This is a genomic window from Pantoea sp. BAV 3049, from assembly GCF_009765445.1.
Lineage (GTDB): Bacteria > Pseudomonadota > Gammaproteobacteria > Enterobacterales > Enterobacteriaceae > Erwinia.
Map to the genome: position 1 here is coordinate 686662 of NZ_WHOY01000031.1, position 24791 is coordinate 711452.

27 protein-coding genes are annotated in these 24791 nt (G+C 54.0%); 13 read left to right on the forward strand and 14 right to left on the reverse strand.

Annotated features, from left to right (window positions below; translation table 11 throughout):
• Positions 1–392: 392 nt before the first annotated feature.
• Entirely contained in the window at positions 393–650 is a 258-nt protein-coding gene (locus tag GSQ70_RS04035; RefSeq protein WP_158781362.1) for a YdgH/BhsA/McbA-like domain containing protein, read from the reverse strand.
• 57 nt (positions 651–707) lie between these two features.
• Entirely contained in the window at positions 708–962 is a 255-nt protein-coding gene (locus tag GSQ70_RS04040; protein WP_158781363.1) for a YdgH/BhsA/McbA-like domain containing protein, read from the reverse strand.
• 300 nt (positions 963–1262) lie between these two features.
• On the opposite strand from GSQ70_RS04040, the gene GSQ70_RS04045 reads away from it, so the two are divergent.
• Positions 1263–1901, forward strand: a complete 639-nt coding sequence (locus GSQ70_RS04045; protein WP_158781364.1) for a TetR/AcrR family transcriptional regulator — start codon at positions 1263–1265, stop codon at positions 1899–1901.
• A 33-nt stretch (positions 1902–1934) separates the two neighbouring features.
• A complete protein-coding gene (gene msrA, locus GSQ70_RS04050; RefSeq protein WP_158781365.1) occupies positions 1935–2462 on the forward strand; it encodes a peptide-methionine (S)-S-oxide reductase MsrA in 528 nt (175 codons plus the stop codon).
• 89 nt (positions 2463–2551) lie between these two features.
• Here msrA and GSQ70_RS04055 read toward each other — a convergent pair whose 3' ends face one another.
• Positions 2552–3799: an MFS transporter gene (locus GSQ70_RS04055; protein WP_158781366.1), complete on the reverse strand. Its 1248-nt coding sequence runs from the start codon at positions 3797–3799 to the stop codon at positions 2552–2554.
• Positions 3800–3899: 100 nt separating this feature from the next.
• Here GSQ70_RS04055 and GSQ70_RS04060 point away from each other — a divergent pair, with 100 nt between their 5' ends.
• The 3 genes from GSQ70_RS04060 to bioD all read left to right on the forward strand — a co-directional run bounded on the left by GSQ70_RS04060 (position 3900) and on the right by bioD (position 6949).
• Positions 3900–4793 carry a LysR family transcriptional regulator gene (locus GSQ70_RS04060; protein ID WP_158781367.1) on the forward strand — a complete coding sequence of 298 codons (894 nt, stop codon included), beginning with the start codon at positions 3900–3902 and terminating at the stop codon, positions 4791–4793.
• 135 nt (positions 4794–4928) lie between these two features.
• Complete coding sequence (locus GSQ70_RS04065; protein ID WP_158781368.1) at positions 4929–6146, forward strand: ROK family transcriptional regulator; 1218 nt, start codon at positions 4929–4931, stop codon at positions 6144–6146.
• 131 nt (positions 6147–6277) lie between these two features.
• Complete coding sequence (bioD, locus tag GSQ70_RS04070) at positions 6278–6949, forward strand: dethiobiotin synthase (protein WP_158781369.1); 672 nt, start codon at positions 6278–6280, stop codon at positions 6947–6949.
• A gap of 52 nt (positions 6950–7001) precedes the next feature.
• Here bioD and osmV read toward each other — a convergent pair whose 3' ends face one another.
• The 4 genes from osmV to osmY all read right to left on the reverse strand — a co-directional run bounded on the left by osmV (position 7002) and on the right by osmY (position 10462).
• Positions 7002–8141, reverse strand: coding sequence for an osmoprotectant ABC transporter ATP-binding protein OsmV (gene osmV, locus GSQ70_RS04075; protein WP_158781370.1), 1140 nt, complete (start codon positions 8139–8141; stop codon positions 7002–7004).
• Entirely contained in the window at positions 8141–8788 is a 648-nt protein-coding gene (gene osmW / locus GSQ70_RS04080) for an osmoprotectant ABC transporter permease OsmW (protein WP_158781371.1), read from the reverse strand. The genes osmV and osmW overlap by 1 nt, the downstream gene beginning before the upstream one ends.
• A 9-nt stretch (positions 8789–8797) precedes the next feature.
• Positions 8798–9664: a glycine betaine ABC transporter substrate-binding protein gene (locus GSQ70_RS04085; RefSeq protein ID WP_199257315.1), complete on the reverse strand. Its 867-nt coding sequence runs from the start codon at positions 9662–9664 to the stop codon at positions 8798–8800.
• Between the two features lie 81 nt (positions 9665–9745).
• The gene (gene osmY, locus GSQ70_RS04090) at positions 9746–10462 is read right to left on the reverse strand and encodes an osmoprotectant ABC transporter permease OsmY (RefSeq protein ID WP_158781373.1); all 717 of its coding nucleotides are present in this window, start codon (positions 10460–10462) and stop codon (positions 9746–9748) included.
• 300 nt (positions 10463–10762) lie between these two features.
• Here osmY and GSQ70_RS04095 point away from each other — a divergent pair, with 300 nt between their 5' ends.
• Positions 10763–12217 (forward strand): MDR family MFS transporter, encoded by a 1455-nt coding sequence (locus GSQ70_RS04095; RefSeq protein ID WP_158781374.1) that lies wholly within the window; start codon positions 10763–10765, stop codon positions 12215–12217.
• A 66-nt stretch (positions 12218–12283) separates the two neighbouring features.
• Here GSQ70_RS04095 and GSQ70_RS04100 read toward each other — a convergent pair whose 3' ends face one another.
• The 3 genes from GSQ70_RS04100 to GSQ70_RS04110 form a co-directional block, all read right to left on the reverse strand.
• Positions 12284–12763: a cold-shock protein gene (locus GSQ70_RS04100; protein WP_158781375.1), complete on the reverse strand. Its 480-nt coding sequence runs from the start codon at positions 12761–12763 to the stop codon at positions 12284–12286.
• A 250-nt stretch (positions 12764–13013) separates the two neighbouring features.
• Positions 13014–13313: a DUF1161 domain-containing protein gene (locus tag GSQ70_RS04105; RefSeq protein WP_158781376.1), complete on the reverse strand. Its 300-nt coding sequence runs from the start codon at positions 13311–13313 to the stop codon at positions 13014–13016.
• A gap of 48 nt (positions 13314–13361) precedes the next feature.
• Entirely contained in the window at positions 13362–13709 is a 348-nt protein-coding gene (locus GSQ70_RS04110; RefSeq protein WP_158785203.1) for a DUF1283 family protein, read from the reverse strand.
• A 143-nt stretch (positions 13710–13852) separates the two neighbouring features.
• On the opposite strand from GSQ70_RS04110, the gene GSQ70_RS04115 reads away from it, so the two are divergent.
• Complete coding sequence (locus GSQ70_RS04115) at positions 13853–14182, forward strand: YnfA family protein (protein WP_158781377.1); 330 nt, start codon at positions 13853–13855, stop codon at positions 14180–14182.
• Positions 14183–14252: 70 nt separating this feature from the next.
• On the opposite strand, the gene ydfG is transcribed toward GSQ70_RS04115, so the two are convergent.
• On the reverse strand, positions 14253–14999 hold the full coding sequence (ydfG, locus tag GSQ70_RS04120) for a bifunctional NADP-dependent 3-hydroxy acid dehydrogenase/3-hydroxypropionate dehydrogenase YdfG (protein WP_158781378.1): 747 nt from the start codon (positions 14997–14999) through the stop codon (positions 14253–14255).
• Positions 15000–15405: 406 nt separating this feature from the next.
• Here ydfG and guaD point away from each other — a divergent pair, with 406 nt between their 5' ends.
• Both guaD and dcp read left to right on the forward strand, forming a co-directional pair.
• Positions 15406–16737 carry a guanine deaminase gene (guaD, locus tag GSQ70_RS04125; RefSeq protein ID WP_158781379.1) on the forward strand — a complete coding sequence of 444 codons (1332 nt, stop codon included), beginning with the start codon at positions 15406–15408 and terminating at the stop codon, positions 16735–16737.
• A gap of 60 nt (positions 16738–16797) precedes the next feature.
• Positions 16798–18843 (forward strand): peptidyl-dipeptidase Dcp, encoded by a 2046-nt coding sequence (dcp, locus tag GSQ70_RS04130; RefSeq protein ID WP_158781380.1) that lies wholly within the window; start codon positions 16798–16800, stop codon positions 18841–18843.
• Between the two features lie 52 nt (positions 18844–18895).
• Here the strand turns inward: dcp and GSQ70_RS04135 are convergent, their stop codons facing one another.
• Positions 18896–19489 carry a TetR/AcrR family transcriptional regulator gene (locus tag GSQ70_RS04135; protein WP_158781381.1) on the reverse strand — a complete coding sequence of 198 codons (594 nt, stop codon included), beginning with the start codon at positions 19487–19489 and terminating at the stop codon, positions 18896–18898.
• Positions 19490–19564: 75 nt separating this feature from the next.
• On the opposite strand from GSQ70_RS04135, the gene bdcA reads away from it, so the two are divergent.
• Positions 19565–20278, forward strand: a complete 714-nt coding sequence (bdcA, locus tag GSQ70_RS04140; RefSeq protein WP_158781382.1) for an SDR family oxidoreductase — start codon at positions 19565–19567, stop codon at positions 20276–20278.
• A 29-nt stretch (positions 20279–20307) separates the two neighbouring features.
• Here the strand turns inward: bdcA and hpxO are convergent, their stop codons facing one another.
• A complete protein-coding gene (hpxO, locus tag GSQ70_RS04145; RefSeq protein WP_158781383.1) occupies positions 20308–21465 on the reverse strand; it encodes an FAD-dependent urate hydroxylase HpxO in 1158 nt (385 codons plus the stop codon).
• A gap of 249 nt (positions 21466–21714) precedes the next feature.
• Here hpxO and GSQ70_RS04150 point away from each other — a divergent pair, with 249 nt between their 5' ends.
• From GSQ70_RS04150 to GSQ70_RS04160, 3 genes are all read left to right on the forward strand, one after another.
• Entirely contained in the window at positions 21715–22350 is a 636-nt protein-coding gene (locus GSQ70_RS04150; RefSeq protein WP_158781384.1) for a hypothetical protein, read from the forward strand.
• A 96-nt stretch (positions 22351–22446) separates the two neighbouring features.
• Complete coding sequence (locus GSQ70_RS04155; RefSeq protein ID WP_158781385.1) at positions 22447–22893, forward strand: DUF441 domain-containing protein; 447 nt, start codon at positions 22447–22449, stop codon at positions 22891–22893.
• A 61-nt stretch (positions 22894–22954) separates the two neighbouring features.
• Entirely contained in the window at positions 22955–23362 is a 408-nt protein-coding gene (locus GSQ70_RS04160) for a hypothetical protein (protein WP_158781386.1), read from the forward strand.
• Positions 23363–23486: 124 nt separating this feature from the next.
• Here the strand turns inward: GSQ70_RS04160 and GSQ70_RS04165 are convergent, their stop codons facing one another.
• Entirely contained in the window at positions 23487–24761 is a 1275-nt protein-coding gene (locus GSQ70_RS04165; RefSeq protein WP_158781387.1) for a Glu/Leu/Phe/Val dehydrogenase, read from the reverse strand.
• Positions 24762–24791: the final 30 nt, after the last annotated feature.

Below are 24791 nucleotides of genomic sequence, written 5' to 3' on the forward strand. Positions count from 1 at the left end.
CGCCGCATATCCGCTAACTACACTGAGGAAGTTGACAGGTGTTATGGGTTAGTTTATTGATTAGTGGGAGGTTTTCTTACATTTTTTGCACCTATCATACGGATTTTGTTAACAACGTGGGGGTATGATAAGTTTTATTGATTGAGCATTCAATTAAAAATAAATTTTGTTACAGAGCAAGGTGAATAACGTCATTCAGAGTGTGGGTTAATTTTGTTGCGGAAATTTCTGTTCGTCTGGAAATAAACCACGAGAAGAGAAAGGTTATTGGTAAGGATATTCAACCGGTGACGAGAGGGATGTTTTCCGGGGATTTTTTTTATGCAGAGTAAAATAAAGCCGCCAGTGGCTTTGCTCTGGCGGCAGTCGGGATAATACTGTCTGGCAGACGATTAATTATAGATGACGGCTGTGCCATGCAGGTTGTTCTGACCAGAGGTCGAAGTGATGCGAAAAGATTTCGCGCCCGCCAGTTCGGCCTTCTCCGAGAGTTGGTTTTCCAGAGAGGTCAGGTTGGTGCTGCCCGTTGCGCTGATTACGCCAATTTTTTGCTGATTGGCAGGGGCGCTGTCAACCTGATCGGCGGCCAGGCTGGCAAAAGAAATGGAACCTAAAACTACAGCAGCTAAAGCGAATTTAATGTTTTTCATGACGATACCCTTAATTTTAAAAAATTCTGATTTGGAAGCAAAGCTCAAACGGTGCAATTACTGATAAATCACTGCAGTACCATGCATGCGGTTATTCCCGGTGGTGCTGTTGATGCGGAATGATTTAGCGCCCGCTGCATCAGCTTTTGCTGCAAGATGGGATTCCAGTGAGGACAGGTTGCTGCCGCTGGCAGACACTACGCCGACCTGTTCCTGATGAGCAGGTTCTGTACCGACCAGATCGGCTGCAAAGCCAGCGAATGAAACGGAAGTCAGTGCGATGGCGGCCAGGGTCATTTTGATGGTTTTCATGGTTTTTTCTCTCTCTGTATTCGGTTAGGTTCATGTCTGCGTCGTTATTAATTAACGATCGATAATTAAATGTTATTCCCCGGCAACCACTTCGTCAACTTTATTTTATTATCGATCGTTAATTTAATTTCTAAGCCTATGATAAAAAATGATTTAAACTTTCAAAAAAATGCTTAAGGCAGGGAGCTCATCCTGTTGTGAGAGGCATTTTTCACTGATTGAGAAGGGACTCGACAGCCGCGGTCAAATGTTTTTATAATGATCGGTAATTTATTCGCCGACGGCAGCAAGTGAGGAACCATGAGCGATCAGGACATCTGCACACGTAAGGGTCGGGGAAGGCCAAAAACCTTTGATCGGGAAGCAGCGTTAGATAAAGCATTGCTCCTGTTCTGGCGTCATGGTTATGAAGCCACTTCGCTTTCCGATCTTGTTGAAGCAACCGGGGCCAAGGCTCCCACGCTGTATGCGGAATTCACCAATAAAGAGGGGATGTTCCGTGCTGCGATTGACCGCTATATAGAAAAGTATGCGGGTCAGCGTAAAGCGGCGCTTGCCTGTCCCGAAAGCTGCGTGGCCAAGGGCGTTGAAAGTTATTTCCGCTCCACGGCTGCCTGCTTCACTGAGGGAGGTAAACCGGCAGGCTGCTTCTTTATCTGCACGTCCACCGCGCTTTCGGCAGAGTCGACAGAAGTGGCAGATATGCTGCGGGCACGCCATACCAGCCAGGAAAACGATCTGCAGACATTCCTGCTGGCCAGACAGCAACTGGGTGAACTGCCAGCGCAAACCAATATCACTGCTTTATGCGCTTATCTTGGCTGTTTGTTGCAGGGGATGTCGGTACGCGCCCGGGAAGGGGCCAGCCGTGCGGAACTGGATAGCATTATTGATACACTTATGCTGCAATGGCCCGCGTTAAGCAAGCTTGGTACCTGATTACCGGGCGGCGTTGTAAAAGAGGAGTTAATCATGACAATTGAGTATGCAACCATCGCCGGGGGCTGCTTCTGGTGTACCGAAGCGGTGTTTAAACAGATCAACGGCGTTGAGTCGGTTGAAAGTGGGTATATTGGCGGCCATTTGCCAAACCCAACTTATCGTCAGGTTTGTGCCGGAGATACCGGTCATGCAGAAGCGATTCGTCTGGGGTTTGATCCGGAAAAAATCAGCTACGGCGATCTGCTGGATATCAGCTTCGCCACCCACGATCCGACCCAGCTGAACCGTCAGGGTAACGATATTGGCACCCAGTATCGCTCAGCGATTTTCCCGGCCGATGAAGCCCAGGCTGTTGAAGCCAAAGCGGCAATTGCCCGTGCTCAGAGTGAACAGAGCGATCCGGTTGTGACCACTATTGAAACAGGTGAGTGGTATCCTGCTGAAGACTACCATCAGAATTACTGGGAAGGAGAAGGTCAGGAAAACCGGTATTGCCTGGCGGTGATCCCACCAAAATTGCAAAAGCTGCAGAAGCGTTATGCTAACCGCACTAAATAAGACTTTGCCTCCGGGGGCGTAATCAGTATCAGAAAGGCTCTCCGTTGTAATCAGTCCCGCGCTCTCCATAGTGCGGGACTTTTTTATTTCTACAGCTTTCTGCTCCTCAGACGCACCGCCACCAGCAGCGCAATCGCCAGCAATGCGGTGATAAACACGGTAATGCCGTGCCAGCCAAAGTGATGCCAGAATACGCCGCCCAGCGTGCCTGCCAGGCTTGAGCCCAGATAGTAGCTGAACAGATAGAGCGAAGAAGCCTGCCCCTTGGCGCGACGGGCGCGTGGGCCAATCCAGCCGCTTGCCACCGAGTGTGCCGCGAAGAAACCTGCGGTAAACAGCATCATGCCCACCAGAATCAGCCACACTGAGCTGAGCAGAGTAATCAGCACGCCCACAATCATTATTGCCGTTGAGAACAGCAACACCGGCGCACGACCGAATTTCGCGGTCATCGCTCCGGCCTTTGGCGAACTCCACGAACCGGTGAGATACACCACAGACAGCAGGCCTACAATCGCCTGGTTCAGCGAATAAGGCGGGGCCAGCAGGCGATAGCCAATATAGTTAAAGAGGGTCACGAAAGCACCCATCAGCAGAAAACCTTCGGCGAACAGTAGTGGCAGGCCGCTGTCGCGCCAGTGCAGGCGAAAGTTAATCAGCAAACTGCGAGGCTTCAGTGAGGCAGGGCGAAAATGTCGGGAAGGCGGTAAAATTTTCCAGAACATCAGCGCCGAAGCCAGGGCGAAGCAGCCAATGGCGGCAATGGCCACGCGCCACGAACTTAAGTCGGTTATCACTCCGCTGAGCAAACGTCCGCTCATTCCCCCGATAGAGTTACCGCTGATATAGAGTCCCATCGAAAAGGCAATCACGCTGGGATGGACTTCCTCGCTGAGGTAGGTCATGCCCACTGCGGCAACGCCGCTCAGCGACAAACCGGTCAGCGCACGCATAATCAGAATGCCATGCCAGCTGGTCATGGTGGCGGACAGCAGCGTGCAGACAGCCGCCAGCAGCAGCGCGGTGACCATCACCGATTTCCTGCCGATGGCATCTGACAACGGACCGGTGACCAGCAGGCCAAGCGCCAGCAGGCCAGTCGAAATGGACAGTGAAAGGCTACTGGTGGCCGGGGAAACGCCAAACTCCTGTGAAAGCACCGGCAGAATGGGCTGCACGCAATAGAGCAGGGCAAAAGTGGCCAGCCCGGCAGAAAAGAGTGCCAGGGTAACGCGCATATACTGCGGCGTACCACGTCTGATGTACTCAATGGAAGGTTGTCCGGAGGGGCGCTTGACGCTGTCATCCAGCGTGGCGGTTTGCGAGGAGCGGTTCACTGCAAATCCTTTGAAAAGGTGAAAAATCATTCTGTTAACTGTAAAGAGGGATTAATATGATGTCTAATCTATTAATAATCTCGAATGATACTTTTAAAATATGAATATCGAGCTGCGCCATCTGCGTTACTTTATCGCCGTCGCGGAAGAGATGCATTTTGGCCGCGCCGCGCAACGTCTGAACATCTCCCAGCCGCCGCTGAGCCAGCAGATTCAGATGCTGGAGCAGCAAATCGGTGCCCGGCTGTTCGCCCGCACTAACCGCAGCGTGCAACTGACTGCTGCCGGTGCACAGTTTCTTGTCGATGCCCGGCAAATTATGCAGAACGTTGCCACCGCGGCGGATAAAGCTGCCAGGCTGCACCGGGGAGAGGAAGGGGAGCTGCGGATTGGATTTACCTCATCCGCGCCATTTATTACTGCGGTTTCGGATGCCTTGTTCACTTTCAGGCAGCGTTATCCCGGCGTTCATATCCGTATGCAGGAAATTAACACCCGCCAGCAGATTGAGCCGCTGAACGAGGGTCGGCTCAATCTGGGCGTCATGCGCAACACACCGCTGCCAGAGACGCTGGACCACCAGTTAATGTTGCGCGAACCTTTGTGCGCGGTTGTTCACCATGCTCACCGTCTGGCACAGCGGGACACTATCTCCATCACGGATCTGGACGGCGAACCTTTTGTTTTCTTCGATCCGCAGGTGGGCACAGCGCTGTATTCGGAAACGCTGATGCTGCTGCAACGCTACAATATCTCCCCGGCGATAGCTCAGGAAGTGGGAGAGGCGATGACCATTCTGGGCCTGGTGGCGACCGGCCTGGGCGTTTCCATTCTGCCTGCCTCATTTCGTCGTGCCCGGCTGAAAGAGGTCAGCTGGATCCCGCTGCAGGAAGAGGACGCCTGGTCCGAAGTCTGGCTGGTGTGGTCTAACCGGCGTGAAGTCAGCGCGGTGATGAAACACATGAAAAACCTGCTGCTGAAAGTGTCTGAGTGAGTGTTAATCGGACGTTTAACACGCTTTTATGTGCTGCAAATCACATTCCTAATCAAATATTTGACGCAGTCCGGTAAGTGTTTCACCATGGCCAGAAGGTTTATTTAGAAGCGCGAAAATAAGTGAGAGCAGGGCGTGATAACGGACAGTCAACCTGGCCATATCGACCAGATTAAACAGACTAATGCAGGCGCAGTGTACAGGCTGATTGATCGGTTTGGTCCCATTTCGCGTATTGAACTGGCCCGCAAAGCCCAACTGGCTCCTGCCAGCATTACCAAGATAGTGCGCGAAATGCTGGAAGCTCATCTGGTGCAGGAGACGGAGTTTCATGAAGCTGGCAGTCGGGGACGTCCGGCCGTCGGGCTGATCCTTGATACCGTTGCCTGGCACTATCTTTCCGTCCGCATCGGGAAAGGAGATATCACTCTGGCACTGAGAGATTTAAGCAGCCAGATGGTCGTGGAAGAGACTCTTCCGCTCCCCGTAGACGATCCCAGGCCGCTGCTGAACCGGATTATCAGTGAAATCGATAGCTTTTTCATCCGCCACCAGAAAAGACTGGAGCGGCTGACCGCCATTGCCATTACGCTGCCAGGCATAATGGATGCTGCACAGGGAATTGTGCACCGCATGCCTTTCTATCACGTCAGTGAAATGGCACTCGGGCCGGCGCTGGAAAAACGGACTGGTCTGCCAGTCTATATTCAGCATGATATCTGCGCCTGGACTCTGGCTGAGTCGTTGTTTGGCGCCTCGCGAGATACCAGCAACGTGATCCAGGTCGTGATTGACCATAATGTCGGGGCCGGGGTAATTACTGGCGGACGTCTGCTGCACAGCGGCAGCAGTACGCTGGTCGAGATAGGTCATACCCAGGTCGATCCTTACGGCAAACAGTGCTATTGCGGTAACCATGGCTGTCTGGAAACGGTGGCCAGCAGTCAGAGCGTGCTGGAGCTGGCTGCTCAACGTATGCAGGCCTCGCTCAGCACGCTGTTGCATAATCAGCCTCTTACCACTGAATCGCTTTGTGACGCAGCGTTGGCTGGCGATCAGCTGGCGAAGGATATTATTACCGGCGTGGGGCACAGCGTCGGCCGGATTCTGGCTATTATGGTTAACTTATTTAATCCTCAAAAAATCCTGATCGGTTCGCCACTGAACCGGGCGAAGGAGATTTTACATCCGGCCATTACCGACTGCATTCGTCGCCAGTCTCTTCCCGCTTACAGCCATGAAATTGTCGTTGAGCCGACCCAGTTTCATAACATTGGCACCATGCCGGGCGCTGCGCTGGTGAAAGATGCGCTTTATAACGGCACGCTGCTGGTGAAATTGCTGCAGGGCTGACGATATCTCTTTATTGCTAAAAAGATTGCGCTAACGCAAGCTGCTTTTCCGGGCCATGGCCTAAGATATCTGCTTTGAAATTGTTAATTATTATTTATCATTTCTCATCGGAGCAGATTGTGGAGAGCGGTATGTTAAAGCGTTTATTTGTTACGGGGACCGATACCGAAGTAGGTAAAACAGTGGTCAGCCGTGCGCTCCTGCAGAAGCTGTCCGCAGGAAACAAACGGGTGGCAGGGTACAAACCTGTGGCCAAAGGTAGCCAGCAAACTGAAGCCGGCCCGCGTAATAAAGACGCGCTGATCCTGCAATCTTCCTCATCTCTTGTCTTACCTTATGCGGCCATCAATCCGGTCACTTTGCTGGCCGATGAGATCAGCACCAGCCGTGATACTCTTATTGACTACCGTGCTCTGAGCCAGGGGCTGCATTACCTGTGTGACCAGGCGGATCACGTGGTGGTGGAAGGCACCGGAGGCTGGCGCAGCCTGATGAATGATATGCGTCCGTTATCGGACTGGGCAGTGGAAGAAAAACTGCCGGTGGTGATGGTGGTGGGCATCAAACTGGGCTGTATCAGCCACGCGCTGCTGACCGCGCAGGCCATTATTAATGACGGGCTGCCTCTGCTGGGCTGGGTAGCAAACCGCATTAATCCGGGGCTGGCACATTACGCCGAGATCATCGAGGTGCTGAGCAACAATATTCCGGCACCGATTATGGGAGAGCTGCCTTATCTGCCAAGGGCGGAAACGCGCGATCTGGCGAAGTATCTGGACCTGAGTGGGGTGGGCAGAGGGTAATGCGGGGAGTGGGGTAAGACGAATTTGCGGCTTCCCTGCCGCACTCTCAGCATCAGGCCATATTCAGCGCGCGGCGCGTACGGCCGGAGCTGAGATAGTCAGCAATGTAATCCTGGGAAATCTCACCGCTGTAGCGGCCATCCTCATCGACAATCGGCATCCATGTGGTGTTGTGCTCATACAGCTTAGACAGCACCACGCGCAGGTTCTCTTCCGCACGGCCTGTCACTTTGAACGTATGCAGCATGTCAACGCAGCTTCCGCTGGCGTTACGTGCTTCGCGACGCTTCACAAAGCCCAGAGGTTTGCCCTCATCGTCAACCACGGTAATTGAACGCATATCGTTGTCATCCATGGTGCCAAAGGCTTCCGTCAGCGTGGTTGTACGCTTGACGGTAATGGTTGGTTGCTGATCGGTAACGTCGCCAGCAGATACCAGCAGCAGACGTTTCAGCGTGCGGTCCTGGCCGACGAACGATCCGACGAAGTCATTGCGCGGCGTTGCCAGCAACTCATCCGGGCTGGCGCACTGCACGATTTTCCCCTGGCCAAACACCGCAATCCGGTCACCAAGTTTAAGTGCTTCATCAATGTCGTGGCTGACCAGCATCACGGTTTTCTTCAGCTGACGCTGCATGTCCAGAAACTCATTCTGGATCACCTCACGGTTAATCGGGTCGACTGCGCCGAACGGTTCATCCATCAGCAGTACCGGTGGATCTGCGGCCAGAGCACGGATCACCCCGATACGCTGTTGCTGCCCGCCGGACAATTCGCGTGGGTAGCGCTGCAGGAACGTTTTCGGATCCAGCGCCACCATGCTCATCAGCTCACTGGCGCGGTCGCGGCAGCGTTTTTTGTCCCAGCCCAGCATCCTCGGCACCACAGTGATGTTCTCTTCTATGGTCATGTTCGGGAACAGACCAATCTGCTGGATCACATAACCAATGTTACGGCGCAGCGTGACCGTATCCAGTCCGCTGGTATCTTCGCCATTGATAAAAATTTTGCCGCTGGAAGAGGGGATCAGGCGGTTAATCATTTTCAGCGTGGTCGATTTGCCGCAGCCGGAAGGGCCAAGCAGCACGCACATTTCGCCTTCCGGCACATTGAGGCTGACATTATCGACGGCGTTAATCGCATTACCGTTCTTTTGCGTAAAGGTTTTGGTGAGGTTTTCCAGTTTTATCATTATCGAATCCCCTTAGGAGTCAGCGCCAGCTGCAGACGATGCAGCAGCCAGTCGAGAATAATTGCCAGCAGACAAATCATCAGCGCACCTGCAATCAACATACGGATGTCACTGCCGCTGATGCCGTCAAGCAGCAGCAGGCCCAGACCACCCGCACCAATAACGGCGGCAATCGCCATCACGCCAACATTCATTACCACAGCGGTACGGATACCGCCGAAAATGACCGGCAGCGCCATCGGGATTTCCACCCAGCGCAGACGCTGCCAGAAGGTCATGCCAATCCCCCGGCCTGCTTCGCGCAGCCCGCCGGGCAGGTTCTCCAGCGCGGTATGGGTATTACGCACAATCGGCAGCAGTGAATAGAGAAACACAGCGGTCACGGCGGGTAACACGCCAATACCCTGTCCGATCATCGAAAACAGCGGGATCATCAGGCCGAAAAGGGCGATTGACGGGATCGTCAGGACGATGGTTGCCAGCCCCAGTACCGGGGTTGCCAGCCATTTATAACGCACAATCATGATGCCAACCGGTACGCCGATGATGATGGCGAGGCCGACGGCCAGCCCGACCAGCCACAGATGCTGAAGGGTGAGGCTGCCTAAATAACTCCAGTTATTAATAATATAATGGATAGTGTCCATTCATCCTCCTCAGATCAGGCCTTTAGATTTCAGGAAATCGCTCGCCACCTGCTGTGGAGACTGATGATCAATGTCCACGCGCTTATTCATCTCGGTGATTGCTTCATCGGTGATCAGCGGCGACAGGCTGTTCAGCGCATCGGCCAGACCCGGATGGGAGTCAAGCGTTTCTTTAGTGACAACTGGCGTTACGGCATAGCTCGGGAAGAAACCTTTATCATCCTTCAGCACTTTCAGATCGAAACCTTTCACGCGGCCATCGGTGGTGTAAATCAGACCGGCATCCACAAAGCCTTCACGCACGGCGTTATAGACCAGACCGGGATCCATCTGGCGGATCTGTGGCCGGTCCAGCGGCATGTTGTAAGCTTTCTGCAGTGGCTTAAGGCCATCAGAGCGGCCGGCAAACTCCAGATCCAGACCCAGCATCCAGTTATGGTCCGGATCGTTTTTGCGAATATCCTCAATTTTTGCCACCATCTGAGACATGGTATCGATATGCTCAGCATCAGCCCGCTTGCGCTGCATCGCGAAAGCATAGGTATTGTTCATCGGGGCAGGGTTGAGCCAGACCAGGCCCAGTTTTGCATCCAACGTTTTCACCGTGTTATAGGCTTCCTGCGGGGACATCGGCTTGTTGATATGGTTGAAAATAATCAGCGAAGTGCCGGTATATTCCCATGTCATATCAATCTGCTTGTTGATCATCGCATTACGACCAATGGTGGTGGCGATATTGGTTTTAGGTTCAATCTGGAATCCTTTCTTGCGCAGATAGAGCGTGGTGAGCGCTGAAAGAATATGCTGCTCGGTGAAACTTTTGGTCGCCATCACAATAGGTGCGGCGGCCGAGACGGTGGCAGTGCCTGCCAGCATGACACTCAGTGCCAGCGCGGTATTGCGGACCCAGCGGGTCAAAGGGGTGGCCTTCGCCATAATCAGCTCCTGATTGTTCTTTTATACGGCGGTATGTGGGCTGAGCACGCGGCCCAGGCCAGCCAGCAGCATATCGAGGATCAGCGCAAACAGGGCTGTTGCCGCTGCGCCGAGGATAAGCGTCGGGAAGTCGTTCAGATAAATACCCGGGAAGATCAGCTCACCGTAGCTGCTGGCGCCAATCAGGAACGCCAGCGGGGCGGTGCCGACGTTGATGGCGGTCGCGACACGGATCCCGGAAAGCATTACCGGCCAGGCGTTTGGCAGCTCAACCTGACGCAGGCGCTGGCCTTTGGTCATGCCGATGCCGTTGGCGGCTTCAATCAGAGAAGCCGGAACTGAGCAGAGTCCGGAATAGGTGTTACGTACAATGGGCAGTAGTGAGGCGAGGAACAGGGCAATAACGGCCGGGCGATCGCCAATCCCGATAATCACCATCGCCAGAGCCAGAACGGCCAGTGGCGGAAGAGTGTTTCCGACGTTAAAGATTTGCATGACATACTCTGCCCAGCCGCGGGCAAAAGGTCGGCTGAGGAGGATGCCGCTGGGGATACCAACCAGTAGCGCGAATAGCATTGACCAGAACACCAGTTTCATATGCTGTTGTCCCAGATAAACCAGGTCGACCTGTCGGGTTTTAATCGTGTCCAGGCCCAGTCCATAAACCAGCAGGGCGACCACCACGATAATAAACAGCACGGCGAGTAAGCCGCGCCGCAGAAGCGTTGTGTTTTGCATGAAATCCACTCTCCCTGAAATCAATAAATAACTCTTCTGGCGCTTTTTTGTTATCAAGCGGTAAAAAGTGCTTTAAAAGCTATAGCAGTATCTGTCACTCAGTGCCAGTTTCGGGCCGAAAATCAGCAGGATAGAATTTCGGCGTTTTTGGCCCGAACCCTTGTAAACGCTGGGTTTGCGGTCCATAAAAAAAATTCATCGTCATATTGGTGACAACGTCACATTGTCACCACCGCACAATTCGGAAACTCTGAAGTGAAAACCAGGCCAGAATGAGAGGACATATAAGAAAGGATACCTATGTCAGAAACAACACATGCACCGGTGGCACACCGTCACTGGATCCTGATTGCCTCAATGCTGGCGATGTTTATGGCCGCGATTGAGGTCACCATTGTCGCCACGGCGATGCCCACAATTGTTGCGGAACTTGGCGGGTTTTCTCAGTTTGGCTGGGTTTTCTCCATCTACCTGTTGACTCAGGCAGTGACCGTGCCCATTTATGGCCGTCTGGCTGATTTGTGGGGCAGAAAGCGGGTCTTCTTTATTGGCACCTCACTGTTTTTACTCGGGTCTGTTTTGTGTGGCTTTGCCTCACACATGGGCTGGCTGATCTTATTTCGGGCTTTTCAGGGACTGGGTGCCGGGGCGATTATGCCGCTGACCGCAACCATCATCGCGGATGTTTATCAGCCTAAAGAGCGGGCTAACATCCAGGGATGGCTCTCCAGCGTATGGGGCGTGTCGGCGATTATTGGTCCGCTGACCGGCGCGTGGATTGTGCAGCATTTTAACTGGGCGCTGATTTTCTGGGTTAACGTGCCAATCGGGATTGTTTCGATGCTGATGCTGGCCCGCTGGTTCCCGGAATCACGTAACGAGGAGCGGCAAAAACTCAATCTGGCAGGGAGCGGCTGGCTGATGCTGGCAGTGGCCGCCTTGCTGACGGCGCTGCTGCAGGCTGAAACGCTGGGCTATTGGGTTGTGGCGCTGCTGCTGTTGGCGGGATTGGCCGGGTATGCTTTGTTACGTCATGAAAAGCATTCCGGCGAGCCACTGTTTCCGCTGGCTCTGTGGCAGAACCGCACCATTGTCGCAGGCAATGCCGGAAATCTGGTTATCGGGGCGGCGATGATGGGGATCAGCGCATTCCTGCCAACCTGGATCCAGGGAGTAAATGGCGGCACGCCGCTGCAGGCGGGTAGTGCGCTGGCAATGATGTCAATAGGCTGGCCGCTGGCGAGTACGCTGAGTGGGCGACTGATGCAGCGCACTTCATACCGTTTTACCGCGCAAACCGGATCATTTCTGTTAATTATCGGCACGGCAATGCTGCTGACGCTGCACAGCGACAGTTCAGTCCTGCACGCCGGTTTATCGGCATTTGTGATTGGCACAGGGATGGGGATGACCAGCACCACGTTTCTGATTGCAGTTCAGAATGACGCTGAGTTTGAAATTCTCGGGATTTGTACCGCCTCAATCATGTTCAGCCGCATGCTGGGCTCTGCGCTGGGCACGGCAGTGATGGGGGCGGTGCTGAATTATAACCTGTTATTGCGTTTACCTGAACACAGCGATCCGGTGCAGCAAATTATGTCACAGGCCCAGCGTGACGCGCTGGCACCCGGCAACCTGCGGCAGATGATCGGTGAAATTGCTACTTCACTGCACTGGGTTTTTGCCGTATCGGTGGTGATTGCGCTGGGCAGCCTGGTTATTGCACGGTTGATCCCGGCACGCAGGCCAGATTAGTGTTTTTTAAAGGTCAGTAGGCGATGCCGAAATCCTGGGAAGATGCAAGGTTTCGGCGGGATGGATTCAGACCTTGAGCAGTTTCACCGTGCTCTCCACATCTATCTCATCTTCCGAGAAAATTAACGTCGTTCCCTGGAAGGTGGTGATCGCCAGTTTTTTCAGCGATCGCATTTCACCAGGCTGTGCAGCAGCTGATTTCGGTTTGATACTGTTCATCAGAACGCCCACTGAAAGTATCGCATTTTCTTTATCAATTCGGGTTTCGGCAGGCACTTCTTCGCTGAAAACCAGGTAAGACTTGATTGAGGTGAGCTTAAGGCGCTCGCCTGCAATATAGATGTATTTGCTTTCTGGCAGGACTTTCACCGCATATGCGGACAAGCCTTTGTTATTAGTGGTGGGTTCGAAAGTCACCGCAGCATCTTTCTTAATCAGCTCAGGATTGGCGACTTTAATCACATGAAAATAACGGTTGTCGCCGTTTTCATCTTTAATAAAGCCAAAACCTTTGTCTTTAAACCAGGATGTGATCGTTCCGTTCATCGCCGTTTCCGCCCGCTTAATCGTTAATCTACTCAATTTTTTGCAGCGCGCAGTGTAAAGCACAATGCCTGCGCAGACTACGTCTTTGATTTAAGTCTGGACGATAAATTTCAGCTATGCGAGAAAACCGGTGGTCAGGGAGCGGTGTATGCCATCAGGAGTGAAACAGCTGATTCGGGGAAAGGGGTCTTCAACGCCTGAAAACAGCCAGTCAGTTATACAACCAACTGGCTTTACAACATCAGTAGTCTTAAGAGGACGGTGCGTCCTGTGATGTTCCGGTAGTGGCTGGAGCAGATGCATCACTGTCGCTGCCACTTCGTTTATAGACGATCTTCTGCGTGTCGTTTTCGCAGTGTCCCACTACCTGGCCGCCAGCCTGATCGGCCTGGTCATTCGGTACTATTTCCAGTGAAAAACCGGAAGCCGGTACGCCATTATTGATAATTTTATGGTTAATGTCCGCTTTGACCGTTTCACATGATGCCTGTACCGCCAGCGGGGTGGCAATAATCAGCGCAGTTAACATCCACTTAAACCTTTTCATCATCCTTTCCTTTTACATGAAACCAGCGATAACTATAGCAGCATTATATTATCAGGGGGCAACCGGACGGCCGGTGCGACGATCCAGACAACGCAGGGTGTTCGGTTCCCAGTAGGCGTTAACGTTCAGACTCTGGTCACAGGCATCACGGGTATCTATAGCCCGATCGCTTTTATCGAAGTTTTTCTCATCTCTGAGATTCTCTTTATTACGCAGGCGCTGAGTGGCATCCCACTGCTGTTTCTGCTGGCGGGCCTGTTCGTTGGACAGGGGGCTGCTGCCGTCCTGGATGATCAGGGTGTCCGTTTTCGCCTGAGCGCCGGGCTGAATGCTGAACAGGGTGCCAAAGAGCACCAGTGGCAGAGCGGCGGTGCTCAGCTGTTTTTGCCATTTTTTCATCGTCATCTTCATCATCGGTTCCTTGTGTATATCCCTCACAGCAGTATTGTGCAGCTGCGACGATCGCTATGTTTAGTATATCATCTGCCTCGCCGGGTCCGTACTGAAGCCTGTGACATCGTTTAAGATTCAGAGAGATTAGTATGTTACTAAAAACAACGCTGCTGTTTTTTCTTACCGCGCTGGCGGAAATTATTGGCTGCTTTCTCCCCTGGCTCTGGCTGAGAAAAGGGGCTTCGGTGCTGCTGCTGTTACCTGCGGCGGCAAGTCTGGCGCTGTTTGTCTGGTTGCTGACATTGCATCCGGCGGCGAGTGGGCGGGTTTACGCGGCTTACGGCGGGGTGTATGTGGTGACCGCGTTGTTATGGTTGCGTTTTATTGATGGGGTCAAACTCAGTCATTACGACTGGCTGGGCGCAGCGGTGGCATTCAGTGGCATGTTGATTATTGTGGCGGGATGGGGACGAGCCTGAACCGGGCTGGTTGCTGGCAACAGGAACTGTTCAGCACTGTGGCGGACGACCAGCCCGCCACAAAATTCTATTAAGCTTTATGCACTTTCAGACCGGCCAGCGTCTGGCCTACCGGCATCATCTCCAGCGTATTGATGTTGACGTGCTTCGGCAACGTCGCCACCCAGTAAACCGCTTCCGTGACGTCTTCCGCGGTCAGGGGTTCGGCACCTTCATACACGCTGTCGGCTTTGGCATCGTCACCTTTAAAACGCACGTTTGAGAATTCCGTGCCGCCAACCAGGCCTGGCTCGATATCCGTGACGCGCAGGGCGGTGCCGTGCAGGTCGGTTCTCAGGTTAAGGCTGAACTGTCGTACAAAGGCTTTGGTTGCTCCATAAACGTTGCCACCTGCATAGGGCCAGCTTCCGGCAATAGAGCCCAGATTAATGATATGCCCGATGTTGCGTTCCACCATGGCTGGCAGCACGGCGCGGGTCATATAGACCAGGCCTTTGTTGTTGGTATCAATCATTGCTTCCCAGTCATCCAGGCTGGCTTTGTGCGCGGGTTCAATTCCCAGCGCAAGCCCGGCATTGTTCACCAGTACGTCAATATTGCGCCAGTCGGCAGGCAGGCTGGCCAGCGCCTCTTCAATCCCGGCACGGTTGCGGACATCCAGCTGCAGGGTAAAGAGGCTGTCACCGAGTTCATCTTTCAGCGCCTGCAGGCGTTCCTGACGACGACCGGTCGCAATCACTTTATGGCCCTGAGCGATAAAGCGGCGGGTAATGCTCTCTCCAAAGCCCGCGGTGGCACCAGTAACAAATACGATCATCTCACTGTTCCTCAACACATTTTGGGTTTACATCACCATACCACTTCCCCCGGGGAGTGATAAGAACGGAAATGTGATGATTGATGAGAAATGTTGCACGCTGATGGTGCGCAGCGGCAACAACCCGCTTTCTGCTGGTGCGTAAAAGTATTAATAAAGCATCCGTAAGTCGCAGTGAAACAGGATGTTTCGCAAAGCAACCGTTTGCATATCAAAGCAAGCGATTGCGCATACGATTACGTGCAGAGTGGTCTGGTGTAGTGGTCTGTTTTTTATAATACATTGATATTTAATGGTAATTTATCATCTTCATCAACTGGCATAGTCTTTGCTTATCACATTAATAAATACGTCATTACCTGCAACAACACGCGGAGAGCGGTACACGCTCTCACAAGGAATCACTATGTCAGTATCAGTAACCCAGGCTGTTCGTGGCAGCTTTTTTGATCTTACCGTGACGGTAACCGATCCTCAGCAGTTGCCTGAGCATGCCCGCTATATTGAAGACGGTTTGCTCCTGCTTAACGGCGGTGAAATTGTCTCGCTACAGAGCTGGGAAGAGGGCCGCCAGCGGCTGGCAGATGAAAGCAGGGTGATCGACTATCGTGGCAAACTCATCGTGCCGGGTTTTGTTGACACGCATATTCATTATCCGCAGACGGAAATGATCGGTGCTTTTGGCGAGCAGCTGCTGGAATGGCTCCAGCAGTACACTTTCCCAGTAGAAAGCCAGTATCACTGTCCGGAACATTCGGCAAAAATGTCCGCTTTCTTTCTGCATCAATTGCTGAGCAATGGCACGACCACCGCGCTGGTTTTTGGCACCGTTCACCCTCAGTCGGTGGATGCGCTGTTCAGCGCGGCAGAGGCACTCAACATGCGTCTGATCGCCGGTAAAGTGATGATGGATCGTAACGCGCCGGATTATCTGACCGAGACGCCGGAAGAGAGCTATCAGCAAACCCGTAAGCTGATTGAGCGCTGGCACAATCATGGCCGCCTGAGCTATGCACTGACCCCGCGTTTTGCTCCGACATCCTCACCGGCTCTGCTGGAAAAAGTGCGCCAGTTGAAGGCGGAATATCCCGATACCTGGCTGCATACCCATCTGAGTGAGAACCCTCAGGAAATAGAATGGGTTAAAGCGCTTTTTCCTGCGCATGATGGGTACCTTGACGTTTATCACCAGTACCAGCTTACCGGCCGTCGCAGTGTCTTCGCACACTGCCTGCATCTGGAAGAGAAAGAGTGGGATTGCCTGCATCACACCGACTCGGCGGCGGCCTTCTGTCCGACCTCGAACCTGTTTCTGGGCAGCGGTCTGTTCAATCTGAAAACCTGCTGGGAGAAGGGCGTGAAGCTGGGGATTGGTACCGATGTCGGTGCGGGAACCACCTTCAGCATGCTGAAAACACTGGGTGAGGCCTACAAGGTGGGGCAACTTCAGCATTATAAACTGGCAGCCTGCGAAGCGTTTTATCATGCCACGCTTGGCGGTGCTCAGGCGCTGGATCTGCAGGATCGCATCGGCAATTTTATGCCGGGTAAAGAGGCTGATTTTGTAGTGCTGGACCCGGCCGTTTCCGCTTTGCAGCAGATGCGTCACGGTAACAGCCGCGACATCTGGGAAAAACTGTTTGTGCTGATGACGCTGGGCGACGACCGTAATATCGCCTGCACCTGGGTTAACGGCCAGTGCGTCTGGCAGCAGAAGGCTGAGGTGAAAGCGGCCTGAGGCCAGCTTGCGCAGTTTCTTATCCTGTGCTGAAGTGTTTATCAGACAAGGAGATAAATCATGCCAGTCAATCCGTTCAGTCAGCAAAGCACATTGCCTTTCCAGGCGCCGCCGTTCAATAAAATCAGCGAGAGCGATTACCGTCCCGCGCTGGAAGAAGGTATGCAGCAAAAGCGTGCAGAAGTGCAACGCATTGCCGATAACCCTGATGCGCCGACTTTCGAAAATACTTATCAGGCTCTGGAGTTGTGCGGCCAGATGCTGAAACGCGTCGTGGCGGTATTTGGTGCCATGACCGCCGCCAACACCAGCGATACTCTGCAGGCACTGGATGAAGAGATGTCGCCAAAGCTGACCGCACTGGAAGATGACATCAAACTGGATGCAAAGCTGTTTGCGCGACTGAACGCTGTCTGGCAACAGCGCGAGAACTTGAAGCTGGATGCGGAATCTCGGCGGCTGGTCGAGGTGACCTGGCAGACTTTCCAGCTGGCCGGAGCGAGTCTGGATGAGGATCAGAAAGCCCGGCTGAAAGTCCTTAACCAACAGGCTGCCAGCCTGAGTACCCAGTTCACCAACCGGCTGCTGGCCGCGACGAAATCCGGCGGGTTAAGCGTGGAAAATCCTGTACAGCTTGCCGGATTGAGTGAAGCTGAACTGAGCGCTGCCGCACAGGCCGCCAGTGAAAAGGGACTGCAGGGTAAATGGCTGCTGGCGTTACAAAACACGACCCAACAACCCGCGCTGCAGGATCTTAGCGATCGACAAACACGTGAGGCCCTGTTCAGTCTTGGCTGGAACCGGGCAGAGAAAAACGATGACAGCGACACCCGCAGCCTGATTGCCCGGCTGGCAAGCGTGCGTGCCCGCCAAGCGCAGCTACTGGGTTTCGAAAATTATGCGCAGTGGAATCTGCAAAACCAGATGGCGAAAACGCCGCAGGCCGCGCTGGATTTTATGCGGGAAATCGTTCCTGCAGCCACTTCCCGTGCCAGGCGGGAAGCTGCTGATATCCAACAGGTCATCGACCAGCAAAAGGGCGGTTTCAGTCTCGCGCCCTGGGACTGGCAGTTCTATGCCGAACAGGTACGCAAGGCGAAATACGATCTCGATGACAGCCAGATTAAACCTTATTTCGAAATCACCAGCGTGCTGGAAAACGGGGTGTTCTACGCCGCCACCCAGCTCTTTGGCATCACCTTTAAGCCCCGATCCGAAATCCCTGTCTATCATCCGGATGTGAAGGTTTATGAGATTGTTGACAGCAACGGCGAGCCGATGGCGCTGTTCTATACCGACTTCTTTAAGCGGGACAACAAAAGCGGCGGCGCGTGGATGGGTAACTTTGTTGAACAATCGACCCTGCTGAAATCGGTGCCGGTCATTTACAACGTCTGCAACTATAGCAAACCGGTTGCCGGCCAGCCCGCGCTGATCTCCTGGGATGATGTCATCACTATGTTCCACGAATTTGGCCACACGCTGCACGGTCTGTTTGCGGAGCAGCGCTATCCGGGCCTGTCGGGCACGGCCACGCCGAGAGACTTTGTCGAGTTTCCTTCACAGTGCAATGAGCATTGGGCGAGCGATGAGCAGGTGTTTAAAAACTTCGCCCGCCATTATCAGACTGGTGAGGCAATGCCTGCCGCTCTGCATGAGAAAATCATCAAAGCCAGTAAATTCAACAAGGGCTATGACATGACTGAGCTGCTGGCCGCAGCACTACTGGATATGCACTGGCACAGCCTGTCAGCGGGCGAGCCAGAGCAGGATGTCGACAGCTTCGAGAAGAGCGCCCTGCAGGCCGATCGGGTGGATCTGGCAGCCGTACCGCCGCGTTATCGTTCCAGCTATTTCAATCATATCTGGGGAGGTGGCTACGCTGCGGGTTATTACGCCTACCTGTGGACGCAGATGCTGGCCGATGACGGCTTCGAATGGTTCCGGGAGCGGGGCGGCCTGACGCGAGAAAACGGCCAGATCTATCGTGAGAAAATCCTGTCACGCGGCAACAGCGAGGACCTGAAAAAACTCTATTCAGACTGGCGTGGTCACGATCCGGAGATCGAACCTATGCTGATAAACCGGGGCCTGAAAGAGGCATAATTTTTCAGGTGCAGGCCATTCCATTGCTGCTGCGATCCCTGTATGGAATGGCTCACTTACCAGAAATCTCATGCACCACAACCAGGCCTGCCAGCCGCGCGGTTGCCAACAGGCGACCCTGGCTGCAACCGTAACGCGCTTTGGCCGAGAGGCCAGACAGCGTGGTGCTGATGAAGTCGGTCAGCCGCTCCGCACATTCGGGGTGACGTGCGGCAATGTAGTCGCGGAGCCTGCCTTCAGCAGCAGAATGAAACGCGCTGGCCGCCTTTCTTGCCTCAGGGTCAATACTCCGGATCCCCTCCAGCACCAGACAGCCCGCTACGCCGGGATCGGATGCATAGCGTCGGGCTGCGTCCTCCAGCACGGAGACAAGGCATTCAGCCACTGGCCGGTCACTCAGAAGGAGATCTTCGAGGGGAATCGCATCGGTACAGGCATAACGATCAAGAACCCGTGAATAGAGCCCGCCCTTACTGCCAAAAGCAGCATAGAAACTGGGAGGATTAATGCTGAGCGCTTCAGTAACATGCGCGACGTTAACAGCATCGTAGCCGTGCGCATGAAATAAACGTTGAGCTGTTGCTACAGCCTGTTCCGGATCGAAACGACGGGGACGGCCAGGAGAACGTAAGCTTTTTGTAGTCATTATTACAAAACCAATTGACAGCGTCTTCTGAGACATTTTATATAGGTTACTACAAAATTACTCAGGAGTGTTTCTATGTCTGTATTTAAAGGTAAGTCTGTGTTGGTGCTTGGCGGCAGCCGGGGGATTGGTGCAGCCATCGTTCAGCGCTTTGCGTCAGAAGGTGCGGCAGTGACGTTCACTTATTCCGGCTCGCCAGAGGCTGCCGGAAAAGTGGCAGATGACACGGGCAGCGTGGCGGTCCAGACCGACAGTTCAGACCGGGAGTCGGTTATAGCGCGGGTCAGGGATAGCGGCCCACTGGACGTGTTAGTGGTTAATGCCGGGATCGTCTTGTTCGGCGATGCGCTGGAACAGGATGTTGACGAAGTCGACCGTCTTTTTCGCATCAATATCCACGCGCCCTATTATGCGTCCGTAGAGGCGGCCCGGCAGATGTCTGAGGGCGGACGGATCATCATCATCGGTTCCGTTAATGGTGACCGGATGCCGGTTCCCGGCATGGCCTCTTACGCCATGAGTAAATCAGCCCTGCAGGGAATGGCGAGAGGACTGGCACGTGATTTCGGTCCTCGTGGCATCACTATCAATGTGGTACAACCCGGGCCGATCGATACAGATGCGAATCCGGCTGAAGGGCCAATGAAAGAGTTGATGCACAGCTTTATGGCACTGAAACGTCATGGGCGCCCTGAAGAAGTGGCCGGGATGGTTGCCTGGCTGGCGGGTCCGGAAGCCGGTTTCGTGACGGGAGCGATGCATACCATTGATGGTGCGTTTGGTTGCTGAGAATAACAGGGGACTGACGTCCCCGTTTTTCAGGCCAGCGGGCCGCCCTGGATGGTGTCGCACATACCATTGATAATGCGTTCGCCGGTTTCGCTTTTCAGATCTTCATACCACTGCTGGGTCACCGCCATCTCTTTGCCGTGCGTCACATCACAGCGTTTTCTCGCCTTCAGCACCAGATCTTTCACCCGGTCGGCGCGCTTATGCTGATAACGCAGCAGGGCATCTTCAATCCCCAGCGAATTGGTCTGCAGTACGTTAGCCAACACCACGGCATCTTCCATTGCGGCACAGCCGCCCTGGCCGATATCCGGCGTGGTGCTGTGAGCGGCATCACCCAGCAGGGCAACACGACCTTTAACCAGCTGCGCGAAAGGATCGATATCATGGATTTCCACACGGTTGGTGGTTTCCGGGTTGATCTGGTCAATCAGCTTCTGCACCGGCTCTGCCCAGTCGCTGAAGTAGCGTTTCAGATCGTTGCGCAGGCTGCTGCGGTCTTCTGCCAGACCTGCGGGTAGCGGTACATCAAAGAAGAAATAGAAGCGATCGTTCGCCACCGGCATCAGTGAAACACGTTTACCTTCGCCAACAAAGGTGGTCCATTGCTGCGCAGGGGCGATGCTTTCGTCGATCGCCACCAGACCATTCCAGTTCACATAGCCTGCATAACGACGTTCAACCGTTCTGCCCAGCACGTATTTTCGCACCACGGAATGAGTGCCGTCGCAGGCAATCAGCAGATCGCCATGGGTTTCGCTGCCGTCCTCAAACCAGGCGGTGACGCCATTTTCATCCTGCTCCACGCGGGTGACCCGCTTACTGAACTGCACCTTGTCGCGGCCATAAGTGTCCAGCAGCATCGCCTGTAACTCGGCCCGCGCAACAGGATAGGGTCGTTCGCCGGAGTCCGCTACCAGCGGGTCAAGGCTGAAGCGGGTGAGGGTGTTGCCATGCAGAAAATCGTTATAGGCCATCGAGCGCATCGGGCCGCCGAGCGCGCGCAACTGCTCTTTCATCCCAAGAAAGTTCAGGCACTTGACGCCGTTAGGCCAGATGGAGATCGCCGCACCCACGGGTTTGATCTCTTTGACGGCTTCACAGACCGTAGTGTTGATACCAAAACGTTTCAGGGCAATCGCGGTGCACATGCCGCCGATCCCCGCTCCAATCACTATTGCTTTCATCTGTCTCTCCTTCAGGATTCATCAACAGTGAAGCAATTTCCATACCAGTTTCATATGAATCGGAAATGCCGCCAGTACCGGGTTTTCACAATAAATGAAACTATAGTTTCATGAAGTTTTGCATCGGGGCGGGGCGTTGCACTGATTTGGTGATTGTCCGGTGAAACATTTGCCTTATTTCACAGGACTGGTTGGCAAAGGCCGGCGAATTTGCCACAGTGTCAGGATTACTCTGCCGGAGAGACCCGTATGGCGATCATAGCCTGTTTGCACGCTGCAAGAAGCAACATTGACGTGTTTGAAGAGGCACTACAGACGCTGGATTATGAAGATATCCAGCTGTTGCACCGCGTGGAGAGTGAACTGCTTGCCAGTGCCATTGAGGCCAATGAGGTCACACCTGCCATCGCCGATACCACCCGGCAGATCATAGAAGAGATGTGCCAGCACGCTGATGCGGTGATTGTGACCTGTACCACGCTCGGCGCGGTGGCATGGGATGCAAAACAGTTCAGTAAGCCGGTGTTGAGAGTGGATGCCTCGCTGGCGAAGGTGGCTTCCCGCTATCATGGCTCGATTTTGGTGCTCTGCACGGCAGAGTCCACGATGGGAATGACCACACATCTTTTTACCGCCTTTATCCCTGGCGACCGTCTCTCCGTCGAGCTGATCCCCCGCGCCTGGGCCTTTTTTAACGCTGGTGATATTGAAGGTTATCACCAGCAAATTGCCAGCTATATTCAGCAGCGCCCGGAATGTTCGCTGGGCTGCATCGTGCTGGCACAGACCTCGATGGCGGGTGCTGAAAAATATATCACCAGCACGCTGGCGGTACTGACCGGACCGTCGGTCAGCCTGCAGGCCGCCATTGAGACGATTTACTGAGCAAATGTATTTAGAGTGTTAAAAACAGTAGAGCGGAGTGAAAAACCGTTTTAAGGTGTAGGGACAATAAGTTACCAATACCTTTGCGGGAAAACCATGTTCGATCTGACGCTGTTTATTTTGCTTTTCCTGGCTGGCCTCAGCTATTTCAGCCACAACCTGACCGTAGCCATTGCCCTGCTGGTGCTGATTGTGGTGCGAATGACCCCGCTCAACGCCACTTTCCCCTGGATTGAGAAGCAGGGTGTGACGGTGGGGATCATCATCCTGACCATCGGAGTGATGGCTCCCATTGCCAGCGGTGGCATTCCCGCCAGCACACTGATGCACTCCTTTATGAACTGGAAATCCCTGCTGGCAATTGCGGTTGGCATCTTTGTCTCCTGGGTTGGCGGGCGCGGTGTGACCCTGATGAGTACGCAACCCACGGTAGTGGGCGGCTTGCTGATCGGCACGATTATTGGCGTATCGCTGTTTCGTGGCGTACCGGTCGGACCGTTGATTGCGGCCGGTCTGGTCTCCCTGTTTATCGGTAAAATGTAGCCGTCCTGCACCGGTGAACTCTGTTATGATTACGCTCTTTTTTTGATGCGGGAGAAAGCCGGTGAGTAGTAAACAGGACAAGCGTAATAAGCGCGCAAAAGTTAAGGCCAGACAAGCAAATAACGCGCGTGCAAGGGGCAAACAGCTGGATGCTGTAGGTCGCCAGAGCTATGTCGCCACGCCGGATATGCTGGCGCTTTTTGCCACGTTGCCCCCGCTGGATGAAAACGGTGAAATGCCGTTTGTGGCGGAGATCTACCGCTGGTCCGATGAAGAGTACGGCTTTGACGGTGGCAGTGCGGAAAACGATATGTTGCAGGTTGCCGCGCTTTGCGTGCTGTATATCCACTGGCGGACCAGCGGAGGGGCGACCTCGCTGGTGCAGAATGAAATGATTGAGGCCGCTATCCGTCTGACTGAAGAGAACGAGGCGTTTAAAACCCAGTATCAGGCAGTTCGGGGCGAATAGCGCGACAAAATGGCCAGAAGGTTCAATAATGGCCACTTGTTGACCATCATCCGTGTAACAGATCAGAAAAAAGTGACCGGCTCCCGGTAGCTAAATCTGGTGGCCGGCCATCTTTCATTTATTCTCAACCAGGGTAGATACCGCGATCCTTACGGGCCATCAGAATGCGTTCACAGGCCACGATATAAGCGGCTGTACGCAGGCTGCACTCTTTCTCTCTGGCTTTGTCCCAGACGTGGATCATCGCTTCGGTCATGATCTTGTCCATGCGGTCGTTGATTTCGCTCTCGCTCCAGAAGAAGCTGGCCATGTCCTGCACCCATTCGAAGTAGCTGACCGTCACACCGCCTGCGTTACAGACCACGTCCGGCACCACGGTGATACCGCGTGAACTGAGCACGTCGTCAGCTTCCGGATAGGTCGGGCCGTTTGCCCCTTCCAGCACCAGCTTACAACTCAGCTTTTCCGCGCGCTCACGGGTGATCTGGCCTTCCAGCGCCGCCGGGATCAGAATATCCATCTGAACTGTCCAGAATGCCTCGCTGGCAATCTCTTCCGCGCCGCTGAATCCGGCGATTTTTTTACTGGCGGCCTGCCATTCGGTCAGCGCTGCCAGGTCAATACCGTCCGGGTTGAACAGGGTGGCTGAGTGATCCTGTATCACCACCACACGTGCACCGGCAGCCACGAACAGACGTGCGGCTTCGCTGCCCACGTTACCAAAGCCCTGCACCGCAATTCTCGCATCGGCAATCTCAATGCCCGAGCGGCGGGCCACTTCACGGCCGGTGATAAACACGCCGCGACCTGTGGCTTTTTCACGTCCCAGCGATCCGCCCAGATGGATTGGCTTGCCGGTGACCACACCAGTGATCGTGGTACCGTGGTTCATTGAATAGGTGTCCATCATCCACGCCATCACTTTGGCGTTGGTGCCGACATCCGGAGCCGGAATATCCTTTTGTGGTCCAATAATCAACCCAATCTCGCTGGTATACCGGCGAGTCAGACGCTCAAGTTCTCCTTCAGAGAGTTTGAAGGGATCGACGCGGATGCCGCCTTTCGCACCGCCGTAAGGCAGGTTAACTGCGGCACATTTGATCGTCATCCAGGCTGACAGCGCCATCACTTCGTTGAGGTCCACATCCGGATGGTAGCGGATGCCGCCTTTACCCGGCCCGCGTGAAAGGTTGTGCTGAACGCGGAAGCCCTCGAAATGGCGGATTGAGCCGTCGTCCATCTGCAGGGGGATATCAACAATCAGAGCGCGTTTGGGATGGCGAAGGGTATCGATCCAGCGGGTGAGATCGCCCAGGTAAGGGGCGACGCGGTCGATTTGTTGTAAGTAGGTTGACCAGGCCGTTGTGCTGCTGTCGGAAACGTAGGATAGCTTGTCCATAACAAACCTTTATTGAATTAGTTATATGTG